The organism is Serratia sp. ME47 (assembly GCF_903970925.1).
Taxonomy (GTDB): Bacteria; Pseudomonadota; Gammaproteobacteria; order Enterobacterales; family Enterobacteriaceae; genus Serratia; species Serratia ureilytica.
Genome location: NZ_CAJCKE010000002.1, coordinates 174235 through 196364 on the forward strand (window position 1 = coordinate 174235; position 22130 = coordinate 196364).

Genomic DNA, 22130 nt, shown 5'->3' on the forward strand with positions numbered 1-22130 from the left:
ATCTCTATAAAATTGCCTGAGCAGCGCGCCAATCACGCCGGCGCCGCCGTACTAGAAACCGCTGGCGGCCATTGCCCGTGTTGTATCCAACATCCGATTGGCAAAGCCCCATTCATTGTCGCACCAGACCAAGGTCTTTATCAGGTGCTGCCCGCTGACCCGGGTCTGCGTACCGTCGACGATAGCGCTGTGCGGGTCATGGTTAAAATCGATCGAGACCAATGGTAATTCCGTGTAGTCAACTATACCACGAAATGATTCCCGTGCGGCCTTTTGCAACAGCTGGTTGACCTCCGCCACCTTCACCGCGGCGCTCACGCTGACGCTAAGATCGATAGCCGTCACGTTGATGGTCGGCACGCGCACCGAGATAGCCTCGAAGCGATCGCAAAACTGCGGGAAGATGCGGGTGATGCCCGCGGCCAGTTTGGTATCGACCGGAATGATCGACTGGCTCGCCGCGCGGGTGCGCCGCAAATCCGCGTGATACGCGTCGATCACCGGCTGATCGTTCATCGCCGAGTGAATGGTGGTCACGGTGCCGGACTCGATGCTGTAGGCGTCGTCCAGCAGCTTGATCACCGGAATAATGCAGTTGGTGGTGCACGAGGCGTTGGACACGATGCGATGTTCCGCCAGCAGCGTCTGATGGTTGACGCCGAACACGATGGTGGCGTCCAGATCGTTGCCGCCCGGATGGGCGAACAGCACTTTCTTCGCCCCCGCCGCCAGATGGGCCTCGCCATCCGCCCGGCTGCCGTACACGCCGCTGCAGTCCAGCACCACGTCGACGCCCAGTTCGCCCCAGGGCAACTGCTCCACCGCCGGCTGATGCAACAGGCGAATCGCGTCGTCTCCGACGCTCAGCGTGTCGCACTCCTGCCGCACATCCCAGGCGAAGCGGCCATGGCTGGAGTCGTACTTCAGCAGATGGGCCATGCCTTCGGCGTTCGCCAGCTCGTTGATCGCCACCACGGAGATTTCCGCCCGTCGGCCCGATTCGTACAGTGCGCGCAATACGCTGCGGCCGATGCGGCCAAAGCCGTTTATCGCTATGCGGATGGTCATGCTGCTCCTGAAAAAGGGCCGTCCACGCCGGGTGACTCACCGGCGCCGCCCGGCGCTGACTGGTTGTCTCACTAACCCGCATAGAGTAGTGGATCGTACCGCCCGCTGTGAATCGCCGAGTTTGCATTATTCCCGCGCTTCAGCGGTTTTTCACCGCCGTCACATCGGCATTTCTGTCGAAGAGTGCTTCAACTGAAACGCTTCAGCTGAGCATAAACCAAAGTTTTGGCAAAAGGAACACGTGCGACAGTTCCTCAGGTAACGGGCGGGAATTTTACGAGCATAAGATGATCTGGCGCACATTTTTGGCCTTAAGACCGCGACGGATTTTCACTCGCCGGCACCGTTTCGCCGTAGTGCTCACGAAAATAGTCGCGCAGAAATTCGACGGTCACCCGTACTTTCGCCGACGTTGCCAGCCGGGAAACGTACACCGCCCAGATATTGGCCGGCTGATAATACTCCGGCAGGATGTGCACCAGTCGGCCGCTGTCGATGTTCTCTTTCACGTCCCAGGCGGAACGCAGCGCGACGCCCTGCCCGTCCAGGCACCACTGGTGCACGATCTCGCCGTGGTTCGACGCCAGCGCGCCCGTCACCTTTACCGTTTCTTCACCGCTCGGCCCCTGCAGCCGCCACAGCCCGAACGGATGATCGCGTTCTTTGATCACCAGACAGGAACGGCCCGCCAGCTCCGCCGGGTTTTTCGGCGCCCCATGGCGCTGCAGGTACGTCGGCGAAGCACACAGGATGCGCTGGTTGTCCGCCAGCTTGCGCGCAATAAGATTGGGGGCGATATCGTCGCCGATGCGGATATCCAGATCGAAACCTTCGCTGACCAGATCCACCAGCCGATCGGAAACGTCGAGCCGCAGTTCCAGCTGCGGATACTGCCGCGCCAGCGCCGACAGCGCCGGCGCGACGAAACGCCGGCCAAAGCCGAAGCTGCTGACCACTCGCAGCATGCCCTGCGGCGCCTGGCGCACTTCGGACAGCTCGTCCATCATCTGATCGACATCGTTGAGAATGCGCTGCGCCCATTCGTAGATGCGCTCGCCGTCTTCGGTGATCGCCACCCGCCGCGTGGTGCGGTGCAGCAACGACACGTCCAGAGCCTTCTCCAACAGCGCGATGCGCTTGCTGATAAAGGCCGGCGAAACGCCCAACTCTTCGGCGGCGGCGGCAAACCCGGCGCGGCGCGCCACCAGCACGAACACCCGCAGGTCACTCAGGATCGGCATATTGTTCATGATTCGTGTTTTATGTTTCACCGTTTTCAGGATTGATTAACAGTTAGTCAATTATAGGATAACAGTGTTGTCAATCTCCCCTACCTACAAATGAGACCTCTGTATGAGCAAAACTTACAAGATTGCCGCCATCCCCGGGGACGGGATCGGGCGGGAAGTGTTGCCGGAAGGCATACGAGTATTGCAGGCGGCGGCGGCGCGCTGGGATCTGTCGCTGGAATTCGCCACCTTCGAGTGGGCCAGTTGCGACTACTACCAGCACCACGGCCAGATGATGCCGGACGACTGGTTCGAGCAACTGAAAGGCTTCGACGCCATCTATTTCGGCGCCGTCGGTTGGCCGGACACGGTGCCCGACCATATCTCGCTGTGGGGTTCGCTGCTGAAATTCCGGCGCGACTTCGAACAGTACGTCAACCTGCGTCCGGTGCGGCTGTTTCCCGGCGTGCCCTGCCCGCTGGCGAACAAGCAGCCGGGCGATATCGATTTCTACGTGGTGCGCGAAAATACCGAAGGGGAATACTCCTCGCTCGGCGGACGGATGTTCGAAGGCACCGAACGCGAGATGGTGATCCAGGAATCGGTCTTCACCCGTCAGGGCGTGGACCGCATCCTGAAGTACGCCTTTGAGCTGGCGCAACAGCGCCCGCGCAAACGCCTGACCGCCGCCACCAAGTCCAACGGCATGGCCATCAGCATGCCGTACTGGGATGAGCGCGTGGCGGAGATAGCGCGCCAATACCCTGATATCACCTGGGACAAACAGCACATCGATATTCTGTGCGCGCGTTTCGTGCTGAACCCCGAACGCTTCGATGTGGTGGTCGCCTCCAACCTGTTCGGCGATATTTTGTCGGATCTCGGCCCGGCCTGCACCGGCACCATCGGCATCGCCCCCTCGGCCAACCTGAACCCGGAGCGCAACTTCCCGTCGCTGTTCGAGCCGGTGCACGGCTCGGCGCCGGACATTTTCGGCAAAAACATCGCCAACCCGATCGCCATGATCTGGAGCGGCGCGATGATGCTGGACTTCCTCGGCGACGGCGATGCCCGCTACCGCCAGGCGCACGACGGCATCCTGCAGGCGATTGAGCGCATTATCGCCGACGGGCCGCGCACGCCGGACATGCGCGGCGACGCCTCCACCCAGCAAGTCGGCCAGGCGATCGCCGCCCTGCTGCAACGCTGAACGCCGCAGATTTTCCCGTGCAGGGCGCCCTTCCGCGCCCTGCTTTGCCACGTCCGTTTTTCCGCTTCGATCGCTGCCGCAAATCCGTTGAAAACCACCGCAGAAGGCACGCCAATACCCCGGTCAAGATCACAACAAATTGTTTACATACTGTGTTTTATCCTTTTACAGATGCCCTAATTGTGGCCCTCCTGTAATTTGTGCACACTCGAAAATGTTAATGAAGAGTGAATATTCCCGGTAGCGACCTACCGGGCCGTTTGCTCCTCGCGGTGTAACAAAACAAATGGTTTAAGCCAATAAGGCCCGGGCGCACCCTACGCTTTGCGCACCGGCCCACCACCGATAACAGGAGTTCACTCCCATGCAGAGCAATCCCAAAAAGGATGTCACGCTCATCGCCATCAGCCTGTGCAGCATTGCGCTGATCGCCCTTTGCCTGATGCTCTTTCCGGCTCAATCCGCGCTTATCGCCAACACCATTTTCAACGGCGTCACCCGGCTGTTCGGTTCAACCATTCAAATCCTGGTGCTGATCGCCCTGCTGGTGGTGCTGTATCTGGCGTTGAGCAAATACGGCAATATCCGCCTCGGCGAAGGCAAACCGCAATACTCCACGCTGGCCTGGCTGTTCATGTTCATCTGCGCCGGCCTGGGCTCGTCCACCCTGTACTGGGGGGTGATGGAATGGGCGTATTACTACCAGACGCCGGGGCTGAACATCGCGCCGCGCACCCCGAAGGCGCTGGAATACAGCATCAGCTACTCCTTCTTCCACTGGGGCCTGAGCGCCTGGGCGACCTACGCCCTCGCCTCGCTGATCATGGCCTATCACTTCCACGTGCGTAAGAACAAAGGGCTCAGCCTGTCGGGGATCATTTCCGCCATCACCGGCGTGCGCGCCAACGGCCCGGTCGGGCGGGCGGTGGATCTGATCTTCCTGGTCGCCACCGTCGGCGCCCTCACCATTTCACTGGTGCTGACCGCCTCCACCTTTACCCGCGGGCTGACGGCGCTGACCGGCATCCCGGACAACTTCGCGGTGCAGGCGACGGTGATCCTGCTGGCGGCGGTGATCTTCTGTCTCAGTTCTTACATCGGCATCGACGGCGGCATGCAGCGCCTGAGTAAAATGGTCGGCTGGGGCGCATTCGCTTTCGCCGGGCTGGTGCTGCTGGTCGGCCCGACCGAATTCACCATCAACAACACCATCAACGCCATCGGCCTGACGGCGCAAAACTTTCTGCAGATGAGCCTGTTCACCGATCCGATGGGCGACGGCAGCTTCAGCCGCAGCTGGACGGTGTTCTACTGGCTGTGGTGGATCTCCTATACTCCGGGCGTGGCGATGTTCGTCACCCGCGTCTCGCGCGGACGCAAGATTAAAGAAGTGATCTGGGCGTTGCTGCTCGGCAGCACCCTCGGCTGCTGGTTCTTCTTCGGCTCGCTGGAAAGCTACGCCATGCACCAGTTCATCAGCGGGCAGCTCAACGTGCCGGAGATCCTCAGCACCCAGGGCGGCGAAACCGCCGTGCAGATGCTACTGACGGCGCTGCCGCTCGGCAAGCTGTTCCTCGCCGCCTATCTGTTCATCATGATCATTTTCCTGGCCTCGCACATGGACGCCGTGGCCTACACCATGGCCGCCACCAGCACCCGCAACCTGCAGGAGGGGCAAGATCCCAGCCCGATGCTGCGGCTGTTCTGGTGCGTGGTGATCACCCTGATCCCGCTGTCGATCCTGTTTACCGGCGCCTCGCTGGACACCATGAAAACCACGGTGATCCTGACCGCACTGCCGTTCCTGCTGGTGCTGCTGGTGAAAACCTACGGTTTCGCCCGCTGGCTGAAGCAGGACTACGCGGCCATCCCGGCGCACCTGATCGAAAGCAGCCCGCCAACGCTGCCCGAAGCGCCGCCGGCCGCCGAACTCTCCGCTCCATCGTCGTATCAACCGCGCCCTATGGCGAAATGACAATAAGAAAAGAGGAAGGTTAACTTATGAGCACGCTGATCCCTGAATTTACCTTACCGAAAGATTTCTGCGCCGACGCCCGTGAGGCTTACACCATACCGGCCCGGTTCTACACCCACCAGGCGGCGTTCGAGCACGAAAAAGAGCAGGTGTTCGCCACCAGTTGGATCTGCGTGGCGCACCGCAGCGAGCTTGCCCAACCGAACGACTACATCACCCGCGAGATCATCGGTGAAAACATTCTGGTGGTGCGCGGCCGCGACAACGTGCTGCGCGCCTTTTACAACGTCTGCCCGCACCGCGGCCACCAACTGCTGGCGGGCGACGGCCGGGCGAAAAACGTCATCACCTGCCCTTATCACGCCTGGGCGTTCAAGCTGGACGGCGAACTGGCGCACGCGCGCAACTGTGAAAACGTGCAGAACTTCGATAAAGAAAACTCGCACCTGGTGCCGGTGCGGGTCGAAGAGTACGCCGGGTTTATTTACGTCAATCTGGACTCGCAGGCCGGCACGGTGGAAGACCAACTGCCGGGCCTCGGCGCCAAAGTGCGCGAAGCCTGCCCGCAGGTCGACGATCTCAAGCTGGCGGCGCGTTTCGTCACCCGCACCCCGGCCAACTGGAAGAACATCGTCGACAACTACCTCGAGTGCTACCACTGCGGCCCGGCGCATCCCGGTTTCGCCGACTCGGTGCAGGTCGATCGCTACTGGCACACCCTGCACGGCAACTGGACGCTGCAGTTCGGCTACGCCCGCCCTTCCGAGCAGTCGTTCAAGTTTGAAGAGGGCAAAGAATCCAGCTTCCACGGCATCTGGCTGTGGCCGTGCACCATGTTCAACATGCCGCCGCTGGAAGGCATGATGACGGTGATCTATGAGTTCCCGGTCGATGCGGAAACCACTCTGCAGCACTACGACATCTACTTCACCAACACCGATTTGAGCGACGAACAGCTCAAACTGATCGACTGGTACCGCGACGTGTTCCGCCCGGAAGATTTGCGGCTGGTGGAAAGCGTGCAAAAAGGCCTGAAGTCGCGCGGCTATCGCGGCCAGGGGCGCATCATGGCCGACGGCGCCGGCAGCGGCGTCAGCGAACACGGCATCGCCCACTTCCACAACCTGCTGGCGCAGGTTTATCAACCTTGATGCGACGGGGCCCGCGGGTCCCTTTCCCCTGACTTGTGAGGTTCTTGTGAAAATTTCCGATCGGGCGCTATTCCGCCAACAGGCATATATCAACGGGCAATGGCACGATGCCGACAACCAGGAAACCCTGCCGGTGAGCGATCCCGCCACCGGCCAACTCATCGGCAGCGTGCCCAACATGGCGAGAGCCGAAACCCAACGGGCGATTGACGCCGCCCAGCAGGCGCTGGAAGGCTGGCGCGCGCTGCCGGCGCAACAGCGCGCGCAGCTGCTGCGGCGCTGGTTTGAACTGATGCTGGAACACCAGCAGGATCTGGCCAACCTGATGACGCTGGAGCAAGGCAAACCGCTGGCTGAATCGCTGGGCGAGATCCGCTACGCCGCCTCCTTTATCGAATGGTTCGCCGAACAGGCCAAGCGCGCCAACGGCGACATCATTCCTTCGCCGAGCAGCGATAAACGCTTGATGGTGCTGAAACAGGGCATCGGCGTGTGCGCGGCGATCACGCCCTGGAACTTCCCGGCGGCGATGATCACCCGCAAGGCTGCGCCGGCGCTGGCGGCCGGCTGTACGCTGGTGGTCAAACCCGCCAACGAAACCCCTTATTCGGCACTGGCGATGGCCGAGCTGGCCGAACGCGCCGGCATTCCCGCCGGGGTATTCAACGTGGTGACCGGCAATTCGCAGGCGATCGGCGCCGAGCTGACCCGCCACCCGCAGGTGCGCAAACTCAGCTTTACCGGCTCCACGCCGGTGGGCAGGCTGCTGATGCGCCAGAGCGCGGACACCATCAAGAAAGTGGCGCTGGAGCTGGGCGGCAACGCGCCGTTCATCGTATTTGACGATGCGGACATCGATGCCGCGGTGGAAGGCGCGCTGATCGCCAAGTATCGCAACGCCGGGCAGACCTGCGTCTGCGTCAACCGGTTCTACGTGCAGCGCGGCGTTTACCCGCAGTTCGTCGAGAAGTTTGTCGCCCGCGTGGCAGCGCTGCAGGTCGGCAACGGCTTCGAAGCCGGCGTACAGATTGGCCCTCTGATCAATCGCAAGGCGCGCGATAAGGTGTTGGAGCTGCTCGATGACGCGCTGAGCAAAGGCGCTCAGGTGCTGACCGGCGCCACGCCGCACGCGCTGGGCGGCAATTTCTTCACCCCGACGGTGCTGGGCGACGTGCAGCCCGGCTCGCTGCTGCTGGAAGAAGAGATCTTCGGCCCGGTCGCGCCGCTGGTGGTGTTTGATGACGAAGCCGAGGCGATCCGCCAGGCCAACGACACCATTTACGGCTTGGCCGCTTACTTCTACACCCGCGATGCGGCGCGCATCTGGCGCGTTTCGGAACGGCTGGAGTACGGCATGGTCGGCATCAATACCGGGCTTATCTCCAACGAGGTGGCGCCGTTCGGCGGGGTGAAACAGTCGGGGCTGGGGCGTGAAGGCTCCGAATACGGCATCGAAGACTATCTGGAGCTCAAATACCTGTGCCAGGCGGTATAACTTTTTCATGCGCGGGGACGCCCGCGCTTTGGAGCCAATGAATGACCAGCTATCAGATGCTTGATGTCCGCGTCGTCGACATCGAAACCGTCACCGCACGGGTCAAGCGCTTTACCCTGGCGGATCCGCAAGGCCGGCCGCTGCCCGCCTTCAGCGGCGGCAGCCACATCATCGTGCAAATGCAGGACGGCGAGCAGCGCTACAGCAACGCCTATTCGCTGCTCAGCTCACCGTTCGAACTCGAGCATTACCAGATCGCCGTTCGGCGCGAGTCTCCTTCCAAAGGCGGTTCCGACTTCATGCATGACCGGCTGGCGGTCGGCGATACGCTGACCATCAGCACCCCGAATAACCTGTTCGCGCTGGCGCCGGAAGCGCAACATCACGTGCTGATCGCCGGCGGCATAGGCATCACGCCGTTTATGGCTCATCTGCATGAGCTGCAACGCAGCGGCCAACGCTACCATCTGCACTACTGCTTCCACAGTGAAGAGCACAACGCCTTCCAGCAGCAACTGATGCAAGCGCCGTTCGCAGACAACGTCAGTTGCCATGTTTCCAGCCTTGGCGGCCGGTTGGATCTGGCGCGCACGCTGGCCGATGTGGAACCCGGCGCCCATATCTACGTCTGCGGCCCGGCGGCGCTGAACGAAGCGGTCTACCGGATCGCCGCCGAACGGGGTATCGATGCCGGTCGCTTGCACAGCGAAGCCTTTGCCGCCGAAGACACGGCGGGCGGCGCCTTTACGCTGGTGCTGGCTCGATCGGGTATTGAGCTTGAAGTGGCGCAAGACATGACCATCCTGCAGGCGCTGGAAAACAGCAAGGCGGCCAGGGTCGAGTGCCTGTGCCGCGAAGGCATTTGCGGCACCTGCGAAACCCGCATCGTCGAAGGGGAAGCCGATCACCGCGATCAATATCTCAGCGAGGAAGAACGCGCGGCGCAGCAGACCCTGTTGATCTGCTGCTCGCGCGCCAAAGGCAGCCGGCTGGTGCTGGATTTGTAAAAGGAGCGCCCGCAACGGCGGGCGTCCTGGTTAAGCTTTCGGGAATATCCACAGATGCTCGGCCGGCAGGGAGAGCCGGCACAGCGCCCGATCGCGCGCCTCGTGGCCATAGGCGCGTACCACGAAATCTTCGGCCACGGTGCGGAACAGGTATTCCCAGCGATCGCCGAGATACATGCTGGTCAGCAACGGCAGCTCAAGCTGATTACCCTGTGGATCTTCACCCAACCGCACGCGCTCCACGCGGATCACCGCCGTGCCCTCCTGTCCGACCTGCACGCCTTCGCCCGCTTTGCCCCACAGCGCCCAATCCTTACCTTCGATGCGCGCCCGGCCGTCTTCCAGCGCCACGATCTTGCCCGGCAACCGGTTGTTGCTGCCCATGAATTCGGCGGTGAACAGCGTGGCGGGCGAACCGTACATCTCCTGCGGCGTGCCCTGCTGTTCGATTTTGCCGTTATTGAGCAGCAGGATGCGATCGGAAATGGCCATCGCCTCGTTCTGATCGTGGGTCACCATCAGCGCCGACAGACCGAGCTTGATGATCAGCTCGCGCAGAAATACCCGCGCTTCTTCGCGCAGCTTGGCGTCGAGGTTGGACAGCGGCTCATCCAGCAGGATCACTGGCGGGTTGTAGACCAGCGCACGGCCGATCGCCACGCGCTGCTGCTGGCCGCCGGAGAGCTGGTGCGGATGGCGCTTGGCCAAATGCCCCAGCCCGAGCTGATCCAGCACCGCCTGTACCCGTTGTGCGATTTCCGCCGAGGCGGTCTTACGCAGCTTCAGCGGATAAGCGACGTTCTCAAACACCGTTTTGTGCGGCCACAGGGCGTAGGACTGAAACACCAGCCCCAGGTTGCGCTCTTCGGCGGGAATTTCGCTGCGCGCGCTGCCGTTGTAAACCGCGCTGTCGCCGATGACGATTCGCCCCTGGCTCGGCTTCTCCAGCCCGGCCACCGCCCGCAGCAGCGTGGTTTTGCCGCTGCCCGACGGGCCCAGCAGCGAGACCACTTCGCCCCGTTTCAGATCCATCGACACCCCTTTCAGCACCGGGTTGTCGCCATAGGTCAAATGCAGGTTCTCTACCGAAAGTTCAATCATGTAATTTCACTCCAAAGCGCAAGGCGATCCCCAGCCCCAGCACCACCAGCAGGATATTGATGAACGACAGCGCGGCGACGATATCGATGGCGCCCGCGGCCCACAGGGAAACCAGCATCGAGCCGATGGTTTCCGTGCCCGGAGACAGCAGATAAACCCCGGTGGAATATTCGCGTTCAAAGATCAGGAACATCAGCAGCCAGGAGCCGATCAGGCCGTAGCGCGACAGCGGAATGGTAACGTGTCGGGTGATCTGGCCGCGGCTGGCGCCGGCGCTGCGCGCGGCTTCCTCCAGTTCCGGCCCCACCTGCAGCAGCGTGGAAGAGATCAGCCGCAGGCCATAGGCCATCCACACCACGGTGTAGGCCAGCCAGACGCTGAAGATGGTGCTGCGCAGCGAACGCAGCCAGACGATCACGTTCTCGCGCAGCCATTCGGCCATCGGCAGCACGGACAGCCAGCCTTCCTTGAGCGACTTATCCAGCCACATCGGCAGGAACAGGAACACCCACAGAAACGCCAAACCGGCCAACAGCCCCGGCACCGCGCGCGGCACCAGCACGCTGTAGTCGAGGAAGCGCGTGGCGCCGTCCGGCTTGCGGTGCATCGCGATGCCGATAAACAGATAGCACGCGACCGCCAGCGCCCCGCCGATCACCCCGATCGCCATCGAGTTGACGATGGCGCGCAGCAGGTTGGGCTGCGCCCAGATGGTGCGGAAGGTGTTGATCGACAGTTCGTCCCAGACGGAAACGCCCACGCCCCAGTTGGAGATAAAGGCGCGCAGCACCACGCCGATCAGCGGCACGCCGATGGTCACGGTCAGCCAGAACATCACCACCGCGCCGGCCACCCAGCGCCATTTGCCCAGCGGCAACGCGCGCGCCTGCGAGGCTTTGCCCTTGACGGTGACGAAACGGTTGGCGGTACGCATCAGCCTGCGCTGCAGCATCACCAACGGAATGGTGATGCAGATCAGCACCACCGCTACCGCCGCCATCAGGTGGTAAGACGGCGTGCCCAGCTTGTTGGTCAACTGATACAGGTAGGTCGCCAGCACCAGGTTGCCTTCCGGATCGCCCAGCACCAGCATCAGGCCGAACACCTCCAGCCCGAGGAAAAACAGCAGCACCCCGGCGTACAAGATAGACGGCCGCACCATCGGCAGGCTGACGGCGGTCATCACCTGCAGCGGCGTAGCGCCGGCGGTGCGCGCCGCTTCTTCAACGTCGGAGCCCACGCTGCGCAGCGCCGAGGAGATGTACAGGTAGGCGTGGGGCACGTGCGTCAACCCGGCGATAACCACGATGCTGGCCATCGAATAGATGTTCCACGGCACGAAGCCCAGCAGCGCCTCCGCCCACAGCGAGAAGAAGCCCACCGGCCCCGCCGCCACCACGTAACCGAAGCCCAGTACCATCGGCGACACGAAGATCGGCACCAAAATCAGCGGTTCGATGATCCGCCGCCCCGGCAGATCGGTGCGCACCATCAGGAAGGCCAAAATGCCGCCGAGCGGGATAGCGATGATCACCAGGCCGAATGCCAGAATAAAGCCGCTTCTCAGCGCCTTGTAGAAATCCGGATCGGTAAAGATGAACTCGAAGGCCTCCAGACTGAAGACCTTGGAGGGAGAGAAAAACGGAGCCGAGAGGAAGCTTTGAATGATGATAAACGACAGGGGGACATAGATAACCAGCGCGGTTATCAACACCACCAGGCCGCGCGGCAGGCTCTGCCACTTTCTGCGCCATGCTTGCATAAATGCTCCCTATGGTTGTAAACGACGACCAAAGGGCGCGCGCCTGTACGTCAGGCGCGCGTCCGAATGCAGTCCCTGTTATTTCGCCGCGGCGGCGCGCCATTGTTTGATGTAGTCGAGACGCTTGGCCGGCTGCAGATACTCCAGCAGGCTGTCGTCGACCGGGATCGGTTTGAGCGCGTTGCCCAGCAGCTTGGTCATGCCGTCGATGTCGTTCTTGCCTTCGACATCGTTGCGGATCGAAGGGATATCAGCCTGATTGGCGAGAATATTTTGTCCTTTCTCCGACAGCACGTAGTCGAACCACAGCTTGGCGGCGTTAGGGTGACCGGCTTCTTTGCTGATGAAGCTCACGCGCGACAGCACCAGGGTATAGTCTTTCGGATAGACGATGCCGAGCGACGGATCGCTCTTGGCGCGGGCCTCGGCGTACGAACCGAGGATGTTGAAGCCGATCAGGTTTTCACCGGAGGAAACGCGTTCCATCATGGTGCCGGTTGAGGATTGCACCGCCAGCCCGCCCTTGGCCACGTCGGCCAGCGTTTTGAAGTAGTTGGGATCGGCCTTGAAGTCCTGCACCGACAGCATGAAGCCAACGCCGGATTTTTCGATGTCGTAAGTGGTGACTTTCTTCTTGAATTTGTCCGTCTGGCTGGCGATCAGCTTGGCCAACGCCGCGTGCGAATCCGGCACATCGCCCTGCGGGATCAAGCGTTTGTTATAGATGAACACCACCGGCTCATAGGTGGTGCCATACACTTTATCTTGCCATACCGCCCATTTTGGCAGCTGAGCCCGCTCCGGAGAGGCATACTCCTGCGCGTAATCGCCCGCCAGTTTCAAAATGGTGTCCATCGACGAACTCCACACCAGGTCGCCGCTGGTGCCGCCGGCCGCCTGCTCGCTGATGAAGCGGTTATACAGTTCGGTGCTGTTCATGTCGTTGTATTCGACCTTGATGCCCGGATACAACGCCTCAAATCCCTGGATCAGCGGCGCCGCCGCCTTGGTGTCGGTGGTCGAGTAAATCACCACCTTGCCTTCTTTCTTCGCGCCGTCGACCAGTTTCTGATAGTCGGCGGGGTAGCCCGCCGGGAAGACCGCATAGGCGGAAACGGAGCCCAGTAAGGTGATTGCAGCCACGGTAGCGCTGATTTTTTTCATCATCATCCATCCCCAGATCACATTTAATAAACCAAAAATTAACATACAGTTAATAATTACAACGAGGCAACGACGTTGCTTGTTATCTTTCGGTTTTGTGAGGTTGGACGTTTTTCAGTCAATACCCACGCCCGGCGGCGCGGGCTTTGCGGTCATCCGTGTCGCAGACTATTCTGCCAGGCGTGAGCGCCGCAGCAGGCGAATTCGCTGTACGATGGCGCCCCGGCAACGTCAGAACAAAGCCGGCATTCAACCCGCGATATGCCGATCTTTTTCCCCCGTAAACCGGTCGAAGACGGCACGTCTCTTTCAAGCCGCACATCGAAATTCCGCTGTCGATAGACAGGGTGGCGCGCTAACGCGCTGCCGGGCCGGCCGCCATGATCCCTCTGTGTGGCCGGTTCACGCCAGGATAAACAGCGCTGTATTAATCAGGTTTTTGTCGCCGAATTATTATATCCTGCCGGACGAAAATTTTTGCGGGCGTACGCAGCCCCACGCGCCTCCTTCTGCAGCGCTTCATTTCGCAGCCAGGCCGTTTATTTCATGAATACAGGCAGTGCCATACCGTTATGACCAAGAGTTTATCCCCGAAAGACATTATCGCCCTGGGCTTTATGACCTTCGCCCTGTTTGTCGGCGCCGGCAACATCATTTTCCCCCCGCTGGTGGGGCTGCAGTCCGGTGAACATCTGTGGCCGGCCGCCCTCGGGTTTATGGTGACCGCCGTCGCTCTGCCGGTGATCGCCGTGATCGCGCTGGCGCGCGTCGGCGGCAGCATCAGCCTGCTGACCGGCCCCATCGGCCGCACCGCCGGCCTGCTGTTGGCGACCGTCTGCTATCTGGCGCTGGGTCCGCTGTTCGCCACCCCGCGAACCGCCAATGTTTCTTTCGCCCTCGGCATCGCGCCCTTCACCGGCGACGGCGCCCTGCCGCAGTTCATCTACAGCCTGCTGTTCTTTACCCTGGCGATGGTTGTGTCGCTGTATCCCGGCCGCTTGCTCGATAACGTCGGCCATATTCTGGCGCCGCTGAAAATTCTGGCGCTGGCCGCGCTCGGCATCGCCGCCCTGGTGTGGCCCGCCGGTGCGCCGGTCTCCGCCGTCGGCAGCTATCAGGCAGCGGCGTTTTCCACCGGCTTCGTGCAGGGTTATCAAACCATGGACACGCTGTCGGCGCTGATGTTCGGCTCGATTATCGTCACCGCAGCCCGCTCACGCGGCGTCAGCGACAGCGGCCTGCTGCTGCGCTACACCCTGTGGGCCAGCCTGATCGCCGGCGTCGGCCTGACGCTGGTCTATATCTGCATGTTCAAGCTGGGCGCCGGCAGCGGCAGCCTGGTCGGCAGCGGTGCTCAGGATGGCGCAGCGATCCTGCACGCCTATGTGCAGCACACCTTCGGCGATCTGGGCAGCGTCTTTATGGCGGTGCTGATGTTCATCGCTTGCCTGGTGACGGCGGTCGGCATGACCTGCGCCTGCGCGGACTTCTTCTCTCGCTACCTGCCGCTTTCTTATCGCGCGCTGGTGGTCATCCTCGCCCTCTTCGCCATGCTGGTTTCCAACATGGGGCTGGCCAATCTGATCCGCGTCTCACTGCCTGTACTGACGGCGATCTACCCGCCTTGCATCGCGCTGGTGTTGCTCAGCTTCAGCCAGAACCGCTGGCGCAGCGCCAGACGCGTCTTCGCGCCGGTGATCGCTACCAGCCTGGTGTTCGGCCTGGCCGATGGCCTGAAGGCTTCAAGCTTCAGCGGCCTGCTGCCCGCCTGGTTCGATAAGCTGCCGCTGGCCGAGCAGGGTCTGGTCTGGCTGCAGCCTACGCTGTTGGTGCTGTTGCTGGCGGCGGCTTACGACCGGTTGCGCAGCGCCGAAAGCGTCAAGGTCGCGTCGTAATCGCGATTTCCTCCCATAAAAAAAGCCGGTCATGATGACCGGCTTTTTTATCGGCTTGCGCCCGGCGGCTTACTTCAGCAGCGCCTGCGCCTTGGCCACCACGTTGTCCACGGTGAAGCCGAACTCGGCGAACAGCTGCTCCGCCGGCGCCGACTCACCGAAGGTGGTCATGCCCACGATAGCGCCGTTCAGGCCCACGTACTTGTACCAGTAGTCCGCGATACCCGCTTCCACCGCCACGCGCGCCGTTACCGCCGCCGGCAGCACCGACTCGCGGTACGCCGCATCCTGCTTGTCGAACGCGTCAGTCGACGGCATCGACACCACGCGCACCTTGCGGCCCGCCGCGGTCAGTTTGTCCGCCGCCTCCACCGTGATGCCCACTTCGGAGCCGGTGGCAATCAGGATAACGTCCGGCGTGCCCGCGCAGTCTTTCAGCACGTAGCCGCCGCGGTACACGTTCGCCAGCTGCTCTGCGGTGCGCGGCTGCTGGGTCAGGTTCTGGCGCGAGAACACCAGCGTGGTCGGGCCGTCGTTGCGCTCGATGCCGTACTGCCACGCCACCGCCGATTCCACCTGGTCACACGGACGCCAGGTGCTCATGTTCGGGGTCACACGCAGGCTCGCCAGCTGCTCCACCGGCTGGTGGGTCGGGCCGTCTTCGCCCAGACCGATGGAGTCGTGGGTGTAGACGAACACGTTGCGCAGCTTCATCAGCGCCGCCATGCGCACCGCGTTGCGGGCGTATTCCACGAACATCAGGAAGGTCGCCGAGTACGGCAAGAACCCGCCGTGCAGCGCGATGCCGTTGGTGATGGCGGTCATGCCGAACTCGCGCACGCCGTAATGAATGTAGTTGCCCGCCGGGTCAACGTTCAGCGCTTTCGAACCGGACCACATGGTCAGGTTGCTCGGCGCCAGGTCGGCGGAGCCGCCCAGGAACTCCGGCAGCACCTTACCGAACGCCTCCAGCGCGTTCTGCGACGCCTTGCGGCTGGCGATGTTGGCCGGGTTGGCCTGCAGTTTTTCCACGAACGCTTTGGCGTCGGCTTTCCAGTCCGCCGGCAGCTCGCCGTTCATGCGGCGCTTGAACTCGGCGGCCAGTTCCGGGAAGGCCCTGGCGTAGGCGGCGAACTTGTCGTTCCAGGCCGCTTCTTTGGCCTGACCGGCTTCCCTGGCGTCCCACTGGGCGTAGATGTCCTGCGGGATTTCAAAGGCGGCGTATTTCCAGCCCAGCGCTTCGCGGGTGGCGGCCACTTCGGCGGCGCCCAGCGCGGCGCCGTGCACGTCATGGGTGCCGGCCTTGTTCGGCGAACCGAAGCCGATAACGGTCTTGCACATCAGCAGCGACGGCTTGTCGGTCACCTTGCGGGCTTCTTCAATCGCGGCCTTGATGGCGTCCGGGTTGTGGCCGTCGACGTTGCGCACCACGTGCCAGCCGTAGGCTTCGAAACGCAGGGCGGTGTCGTCGGTGAACCAGCCGTCGACGTGGCCGTCGATGGAGATGCCGTTGTCATCGTAGAAGGCGGTCAGCTTGCCGAGCTTGAGGGTGCCGGCCAGGGAGCAGACTTCGTGCGAAATGCCTTCCATCATGCAGCCGTCGCCCATGAAGGCGTAGGTGTGGTGGTCGACGATGTCGTGACCAGGGCGGTTGAACTGCGCCGCCAGGGTGCGTTCGGCAATGGCGAAGCCGACGGCGTTGGCGATACCCTGGCCCAGCGGGCCGGTGGTGGTCTCAACGCCCGGGGTGTAACCGTACTCCGGGTGGCCCGGGGTTTTTGAATGGAGCTGACGGAAGTTTTCCAGCTCGCGCATCGGCAGGTCGTAGCCGGTGAGGTGCAGGAGGCTGTAAATCAACATGGAGCCGTGGCCGTTGGAGAGCACGAAACGGTCGCGGTCAGCCCAGTGCGGGTTAGTCGGGTTGTGGTTGAGGTAGTCGCGCCACAGGACTTCGGCGATGTCCGCCATGCCCATAGGGGCCCCCGGGTGGCCGGAATTTGCTTTTTGTACGGCGTCCATGCTGAGTGCGCGGATGGCGTTGGCAAGCTCTTTACGAGAGGACATGTTTTACTCCAGGTCGGATAAAAAAAGCAGTCAAGTTCCCTATTTTCTCAGACTCCACATCACAACGGCAATCCCTAATGCCAAATGAGAGCGAGTTCACCACTTATTAGCACGATTGGACGCTTTTTCGGAATAACACTATTCTCGCCCCGTCTGGCGTACACTAGGCTCTTGCGGCAAGATAGCCTCAAAGCAAAATGACTCTTTTACCTTGTTACCTTCACAGGAAGATGGCGTTATGAAGATCCGTACCTCTTTGATTGCGTTGGGCATTGCCACCTTGGCAACCGGCTGTCAAAACCTGAATACCGAAACCCTGATGCAGTCCGGCGCGCAGGCGTTCCAGGCGGCGACCCTGAGCAACAACGACGTTAAGGCCCTGAGTGATAAATCCTGCGCCGAGATGGACAGCAAGGCACAAATCGCGCCGGCCGACAGCACCTATGCCAAGCGTCTCAACAAAATCGCTGCGGCGCTGGGCGACAACATCAACGGCACCCCGGCCAACTACAAGGTCTACGTGACCAAAGACGTCAACGCCTGGGCGATGGCCAACGGCTGTATCCGCGTTTACAGCGGCCTGATGGACATCATGAACGACAACGAAGTGGAAGGCGTGCTGGGCCACGAAATGGGCCACGTGGCGCTGGGCCACACCCGTAAAGCGATGCAGGTGGCTTACGGCACCGTGGCGCTGCGCACCGCGGCGTCCTCCGCCGGCGGCGTTATCGGCTCGCTGTCGCAGTCGCAGCTGGCGGACATCGGCGAGAAGCTGGTCAGCGCCCAGTTCTCGCAGAAGCAGGAAAGCGAAGCGGATGATTACTCGTTCGATCTGCTGAAAAAGCGCGGCATCGATCCGAACGGCCTGGCCACCAGCTTCGAAAAACTGGCCCAAATGGAAGCCGGCCGTCAGAGCAGCATGTTCGACGATCACCCGTCTTCCCAAGCGCGCGCGCAGCACATTCGCGATCGCATCGCGGCAGAGAAGTAACAACGAGAACGCCCGGCAACCGCCGGGCGTTTTTTATCGTCTCAATACAGGGTTTTCTGCGGCGGCCCGGCGAAGGTCAGCGGCCCGACCTGCTTCATGTCCACCTCGACCACCGACGGCCCCGGGTAGTTGATCGCTTCGGCCAGCACGCCGTTGAACTGCGCCGCCGCCTCGACCTTCCAGGCTTTCAGCCCCATCGCTTCGGCTATTTGAGTAAAGGCCGGCGTATGCAGCTCGTTGTAATACTGGCGCCCGGCGAAATACTTGTCCTGAATGCCGCGCATCACGCCATAGCCGCCGTCGTTCATGATCAGCAGGGTGATGTTCACCTGTTCCTGCGCCATGGTCGCCAGTTCCCCCAGGCCCAGCGCCAAACCGCCATCGCCCACCAGCCCCACCACCTTGCGCTGCGGGTTGGCGATCGCGGTGCCGATCGCCATCGGCAGCCCCATACCGATAGCACCGGCCAGCGAGTGAATGTTGCACAGCGGCGAGATCGCGCGGAACAAACGGCTGCCCCAGACGCTGCCGGAAACGGTGATATCGCGCACCAGCAATCCGTCCTGCGGCAGCGCGTCGTCGATGGCGTCGTTGAGTTTGGCGTATTCACCGGACTGCTGACGCAACGCGCTCTCCGCCTGCTGCACCGCCCCCGCGATCTCGGCATCCCACTCTGCGTTGACCTTCTCGCCGGGGCTCAGCCGCGCCGCCAGCGCGGCCAGCAGCGCTGCACAGTCACCATTGATCTGCTCATCGGCCAGGTAGTTGCGGTTGGCCGCCGCCGGATCGATGTCAATTTGCACCAGCGGGCGCGGCAGCGGCAGCGTCCAGGTGCGGGTCTCATTACTGCGCAGCCGTGAACCGGCCACCAGCGTCAAGTCGCACTGCGTCAGGATAGCCTCGATGCTCGGCGAGTTGTGGAACGCCCGCAGGCTGCGCGGATGGCTGTCCGGCAGAATGCCGCGCCCGTGGGTGCTGGAGATCACCGCCACGCCGGCGTCCGCCAGCTTGCGCACCGCATCGCCGCAGGCCAACGCGCCGCCGCCCAGCCACAGCAACGGGCGCTTGGCCTGTTTCAGCCGCTGATGCAGCCGCTCCACCGCCGCATCGTCCGCCTTCGGCAGCGGCGCCGGCGCCAACGCTTCGGTCAGCACCGAGCGGGAAACCAGGCTGCTTTGGATATCGATCGGGATCTCGACCGCCACCGGGCCGCAGGGCACGGTTTGCGCATCCAGGATCGCTCGCTGGATCACCGCCACCGCCTGTTCCGGCGAATTGACCCGGTAGGCGCGCTTGGAGCAGGCGCGCAGAAAACCGAGCTGATCGCGGGTTTCATGAATAAACCCGGCGTCGGCGTCCAGATAGGCTTTTTCTACCTGGCCGGTGATATGCAACAGCGGCGTGTTGGCGTTAAGCGCTTCAATCATCGCCCCCACCGCGTTGCCCGCGCCGGCGCCGGTGCTGGTCAACGCCACGCCCAGGCCGGAGAAGCGCCCATGCGCATCGGCCATGGTGACCGCGCCCGCTTCGCCGCGCGCCGGCACGAAGCGAATTTTATCGCGCTGCCCCACCGCATCGGCGATCGGCAGATTATGAATCGAAATGATGCCGTACATCGCCGACACCGCGTACTGTTCCAGAGTCCGGGCTATCGCCTCGCCAACCGTGATTTTATCGCTCATCATCTGCCTTCTTAGGGTAGTCGTTATTAGGGTTATGCGTAGAGGTGTCGGCCTAGTCGCTCCAGCGGTTCACCTGATGGCTCAGCGCCAGATACACGCTTTTCTGCTGCATGTAGGCCTTGATGCCGTTCAGGCCCTTTTCGCGGCCCAGCCCGCTTTCCTTGAAACCGCCGAACGGCGTGGAAATCGAGAACGTTTTGTAGGTGTTGACCCAGACGGTGCCGGTTTCCAGCCGCTCCGCCAGCGCCATCGCCCGCGGGAAATCGCGGCTCCAGATGCCGGCCGCCAGGCCGTACACCGAGTCGTTGGCCTGTTCGATCAGCTGTTGCTCGTCGTCGAACGGCAGCGCCACCAGCACCGGCCCGAAGATCTCCTCTTGGCAGACGCGGGCGTCGTTGTTCAAACCTTCAATAATGGTCGGCAGGTAATAGCTGCCGCTCGCCAGTTGCGGATCGGCCGGCGCTTCACCGCCGATGAGCACCCGGCCGCCCTCCTGCCGCGCCAGCGCCACGTAGTCCGCCACGCTTTGCCGATGTTTGGCGCTGATCAGCGGGCCGAGATGCACGCCCGGCACCAGCGGGTTGCCGATGCGCAGCCCCGCCGTCAGTTCGGTCAAGCGCGCCAGCAGCGGCTGATACAGCGAACGATGCACGAACAGCCGCGAGCCGGCGATGCACGCCTGGCCGGCGGAGCTGAAAATACCGTAGCAGATGCCGCGCGCCGCCTGCTCCAGATCGGCGTCCTCCAGCACGATGGTCGGCGATTTACCGCCCAGCTCCAGCGAGGTGGGGATCAGCTTGTCGGCGGCGATGTGCGCCAAATGGCGCCCGGTGCTGGTCCCGCCGGTAAAGGCGATCTTTTTCACCAACGGATGGCGCGCCAACGCCTCGCCGATCACCGAACCTTTGCCCGGCAGCACGCTGAGCAGCCCAGCAGGAAGCCCCGCCTGTTCGAACAGCTCGGCCAGCTTCAGCGCCATCAGCGGCGTGGCTTCGGCCGGTTTGAGCACCACGGCGTTACCCGCCGCCAGCGCCGGCGCCACCTTCTGCATTTCGCTGGCGATCGGTGAGTTCCACGGCGTGATGGCGGCGATCACCCCCATCGGTTGATACTGGCTGAGCGTCATCACTTCGGCGCTGCGCGGGGTCGGCAGCTCGCCCTCCAGCACTTCGCAAGCGGCGGCGAAGTAACGCGCGGTCGCCGCCGCGCTGGCCACCAGCCCGCGGGTCTCCGCCAGCGGCTTGCCGTTGTCGCGGGTCTGCAGCTCGGCCAGCTGTTCCTGTTGCGCCAGAATCAGGTTGCTCACGCGGTAGAGAATTGAGGCGCGTTGGTGCGGCACCAGCCCACGCCATTCCGGCGCGCGCCAGGCCTTTTCCGCCGCCTCAACCGCCTCGTTGACATCCTCGACGTTAGCGGCGCGCAGCCGCGCGTTGACGCTGCCGTCGGCCGGGAATACCGAAGCCATCTCTTCGCCGCGCCCTTCACGCCAGCGCCCGGCGACAAAAATATTCAATCGTTCCATGCTCCGCTCCTGCCGTTCAGGCAATAAAACCGCCGTCCACCAGACGGCGGCAGGCTTGTACCGCGCTCAGCGCCGCCAGGGTTGATGTTTTGGGATTGCTCGCCAGCGGGGTGCCGCTCAGCTCGATGTGAAACTCGCCAAAGTCGCCGCATACCTGCAGCCGATGGGTATTGCGCCGGGTGGCGGGATCGACCTGCAGGCGCACCCGAGTGGCATCCATCCCCAGGCCGTTGAGCGCAATGGTGGCCGCCACGTTGGCGTTGGCCGGGAATAAACGCGCCGCTTCGCGCGCCGACCCTTCAAAAAATACCTGCGCTTCGCTCACCGCATCGAGATCGATCAGCTGCTCCGCCGGGCTGCCGCGCCAGCTGGCCGGGCTCTTGCTGGCCTGATAGGTCACGCTTTCCAGCCCGCCTTCGCGCGCCGACGCCAGCCCGTCCATGCCCGCCACCGCGCCGGACAGCACGATCAGTTGCCCGTGATGGCTGCGGCAGGCCTGCTGCAACCGCTGTTGCAATGCGGCGTCCGCCAGCGCGCCGGTCGAGATCAGCGCCAGCGGCCAGCCGCGCTGCAGCACCGCTTCGCCAAACTCCACCACCGCCTGCTGGCTGGCGCACTCCAGCACCAGATCCGGCCGCTGCGAACACTGCTCGGGATGAGTCAGCGCCTGCACCCGCCCGCCAAAGGCCTCGGCGATCGCCGCATGATGAGCTGCGCGCGCCAGGATCCAGCCGATCTCCACGCCTTCCGGCAAACGGGCGATCACTTCCTTCGCCATCGCGCCGTAGCCAATCATCATGATCTTCTTCATCTT

Annotated in this window: 16 protein-coding genes; 7 read left to right on the plus strand and 9 right to left on the minus strand. The window is 62.6% G+C overall.

Annotated features, from left to right (window positions below; genetic code table 11):
* Window positions 1-51: 51 nt before the first annotated feature.
* Together epd and H7A77_RS03040 are read right to left on the minus strand one after the other, a co-directional pair.
* Window positions 52-1068: an erythrose-4-phosphate dehydrogenase gene (epd, locus tag H7A77_RS03035; protein ID WP_004931582.1), complete on the minus strand. Its 1017-nt coding sequence runs from the start codon at window positions 1066-1068 to the stop codon at window positions 52-54.
* 311 nt (window positions 1069-1379) lie between these two features.
* Window positions 1380-2339, minus strand: a complete 960-nt coding sequence (locus H7A77_RS03040; protein WP_172698345.1) for a LysR substrate-binding domain-containing protein — start codon at window positions 2337-2339, stop codon at window positions 1380-1382.
* Between the two features lie 82 nt (window positions 2340-2421).
* Here H7A77_RS03040 and H7A77_RS03045 point away from each other — a divergent pair, with 82 nt between their 5' ends.
* The 5 genes from H7A77_RS03045 to H7A77_RS03065 all read left to right on the plus strand — a co-directional run bounded on the left by H7A77_RS03045 (window position 2422) and on the right by H7A77_RS03065 (window position 9135).
* Window positions 2422-3507 (plus strand): tartrate dehydrogenase, encoded by a 1086-nt coding sequence (locus H7A77_RS03045; RefSeq protein WP_182073804.1) that lies wholly within the window; start codon window positions 2422-2424, stop codon window positions 3505-3507.
* A 364-nt stretch (window positions 3508-3871) separates the two neighbouring features.
* The gene (locus tag H7A77_RS03050; RefSeq protein ID WP_069100438.1) at window positions 3872-5482 is read left to right on the plus strand and encodes a BCCT family transporter; all 1611 of its coding nucleotides are present in this window, start codon (window positions 3872-3874) and stop codon (window positions 5480-5482) included.
* Window positions 5483-5508: 26 nt separating this feature from the next.
* Entirely contained in the window at window positions 5509-6633 is a 1125-nt protein-coding gene (locus tag H7A77_RS03055; RefSeq protein ID WP_033644732.1) for an aromatic ring-hydroxylating dioxygenase subunit alpha, read from the plus strand.
* A gap of 46 nt (window positions 6634-6679) precedes the next feature.
* Window positions 6680-8128 carry an NAD-dependent succinate-semialdehyde dehydrogenase gene (locus H7A77_RS03060; RefSeq protein ID WP_182073805.1) on the plus strand — a complete coding sequence of 483 codons (1449 nt, stop codon included), beginning with the start codon at window positions 6680-6682 and terminating at the stop codon, window positions 8126-8128.
* Window positions 8129-8169: 41 nt separating this feature from the next.
* Window positions 8170-9135: a PDR/VanB family oxidoreductase gene (locus H7A77_RS03065; protein WP_042785339.1), complete on the plus strand. Its 966-nt coding sequence runs from the start codon at window positions 8170-8172 to the stop codon at window positions 9133-9135.
* 30 nt (window positions 9136-9165) lie between these two features.
* Here the strand turns inward: H7A77_RS03065 and H7A77_RS03070 are convergent, their stop codons facing one another.
* The 3 genes from H7A77_RS03070 to H7A77_RS03080 form a co-directional block, all read right to left on the minus strand.
* Window positions 9166-10236 carry an ABC transporter ATP-binding protein gene (locus tag H7A77_RS03070; RefSeq protein WP_033652192.1) on the minus strand — a complete coding sequence of 357 codons (1071 nt, stop codon included), beginning with the start codon at window positions 10234-10236 and terminating at the stop codon, window positions 9166-9168.
* Window positions 10229-11998, minus strand: a complete 1770-nt coding sequence (locus tag H7A77_RS03075) for an iron ABC transporter permease (RefSeq protein WP_033644727.1) — start codon at window positions 11996-11998, stop codon at window positions 10229-10231. Before H7A77_RS03075 ends, H7A77_RS03070 begins: the two co-directional genes overlap by 8 nt.
* A 78-nt stretch (window positions 11999-12076) precedes the next feature.
* Complete coding sequence (locus H7A77_RS03080) at window positions 12077-13165, minus strand: ABC transporter substrate-binding protein (protein ID WP_147838243.1); 1089 nt, start codon at window positions 13163-13165, stop codon at window positions 12077-12079.
* A 569-nt stretch (window positions 13166-13734) separates the two neighbouring features.
* Between H7A77_RS03080 and brnQ the strand changes: the two genes are divergently transcribed.
* Window positions 13735-15057, plus strand: coding sequence for a branched-chain amino acid transport system II carrier protein (brnQ, locus tag H7A77_RS03085; RefSeq protein WP_182073806.1), 1323 nt, complete (start codon window positions 13735-13737; stop codon window positions 15055-15057).
* 69 nt (window positions 15058-15126) lie between these two features.
* On the opposite strand, the gene tkt is transcribed toward brnQ, so the two are convergent.
* Window positions 15127-17121, minus strand: coding sequence for a transketolase (tkt, locus tag H7A77_RS03090; RefSeq protein ID WP_108681712.1), 1995 nt, complete (start codon window positions 17119-17121; stop codon window positions 15127-15129).
* 238 nt (window positions 17122-17359) lie between these two features.
* Here tkt and H7A77_RS03095 point away from each other — a divergent pair, with 238 nt between their 5' ends.
* A complete protein-coding gene (locus H7A77_RS03095) occupies window positions 17360-18112 on the plus strand; it encodes a M48 family metallopeptidase (RefSeq protein ID WP_004937650.1) in 753 nt (250 codons plus the stop codon).
* 41 nt (window positions 18113-18153) lie between these two features.
* Here the strand turns inward: H7A77_RS03095 and H7A77_RS03100 are convergent, their stop codons facing one another.
* Genes H7A77_RS03100 through H7A77_RS03110 form a run of 3 tightly spaced genes read right to left on the minus strand, consistent with a single transcriptional unit; the run spans window position 18154 to window position 22127 of the window.
* Window positions 18154-19794 (minus strand): thiamine pyrophosphate-binding protein, encoded by a 1641-nt coding sequence (locus H7A77_RS03100; RefSeq protein ID WP_182073807.1) that lies wholly within the window; start codon window positions 19792-19794, stop codon window positions 18154-18156.
* 52 nt (window positions 19795-19846) lie between these two features.
* Window positions 19847-21316, minus strand: coding sequence for an aldehyde dehydrogenase (locus H7A77_RS03105; protein WP_182073808.1), 1470 nt, complete (start codon window positions 21314-21316; stop codon window positions 19847-19849).
* A 16-nt stretch (window positions 21317-21332) separates the two neighbouring features.
* A complete protein-coding gene (locus H7A77_RS03110; RefSeq protein ID WP_182073809.1) occupies window positions 21333-22127 on the minus strand; it encodes an aspartate dehydrogenase in 795 nt (264 codons plus the stop codon).
* Window positions 22128-22130: the final 3 nt, after the last annotated feature.

Excerpts from the sequence above, each read along its gene's own strand:
- epd (WP_004931582.1), bottom strand. The coding sequence starts at position 1,068 with ATGACCATCCGCATAGCGATAAACGGCTTTGGCCGCATCGGCCGCAGC.
- H7A77_RS03045 (WP_182073804.1), top strand. The coding sequence starts at position 2,422 with ATGAGCAAAACTTACAAGATTGCCGCCATCCCCGGGGACGGGATCGGG.
- H7A77_RS03050 (WP_069100438.1), top strand. The coding sequence starts at position 3,872 with ATGCAGAGCAATCCCAAAAAGGATGTCACGCTCATCGCCATCAGCCTG.
- H7A77_RS03055 (WP_033644732.1), top strand. The coding sequence starts at position 5,509 with ATGAGCACGCTGATCCCTGAATTTACCTTACCGAAAGATTTCTGCGCC.
- H7A77_RS03065 (WP_042785339.1), top strand. The coding sequence starts at position 8,170 with ATGACCAGCTATCAGATGCTTGATGTCCGCGTCGTCGACATCGAAACC.
- H7A77_RS03070 (WP_033652192.1), bottom strand. The coding sequence starts at position 10,236 with ATGATTGAACTTTCGGTAGAGAACCTGCATTTGACCTATGGCGACAAC.
- H7A77_RS03075 (WP_033644727.1), bottom strand. The coding sequence starts at position 11,998 with ATGCAAGCATGGCGCAGAAAGTGGCAGAGCCTGCCGCGCGGCCTGGTG.
- H7A77_RS03080 (WP_147838243.1), bottom strand. The coding sequence starts at position 13,165 with ATGATGAAAAAAATCAGCGCTACCGTGGCTGCAATCACCTTACTGGGC.
- brnQ (WP_182073806.1), top strand. The coding sequence starts at position 13,735 with ATGACCAAGAGTTTATCCCCGAAAGACATTATCGCCCTGGGCTTTATG.
- tkt (WP_108681712.1), bottom strand. The coding sequence starts at position 17,121 with ATGTCCTCTCGTAAAGAGCTTGCCAACGCCATCCGCGCACTCAGCATG.
- H7A77_RS03095 (WP_004937650.1), top strand. The coding sequence starts at position 17,360 with ATGAAGATCCGTACCTCTTTGATTGCGTTGGGCATTGCCACCTTGGCA.
- H7A77_RS03100 (WP_182073807.1), bottom strand. The coding sequence starts at position 19,794 with ATGAGCGATAAAATCACGGTTGGCGAGGCGATAGCCCGGACTCTGGAA.
- H7A77_RS03105 (WP_182073808.1), bottom strand. The coding sequence starts at position 21,316 with ATGGAACGATTGAATATTTTTGTCGCCGGGCGCTGGCGTGAAGGGCGC.
- H7A77_RS03110 (WP_182073809.1), bottom strand. The coding sequence starts at position 22,127 with ATGAAGAAGATCATGATGATTGGCTACGGCGCGATGGCGAAGGAAGTG.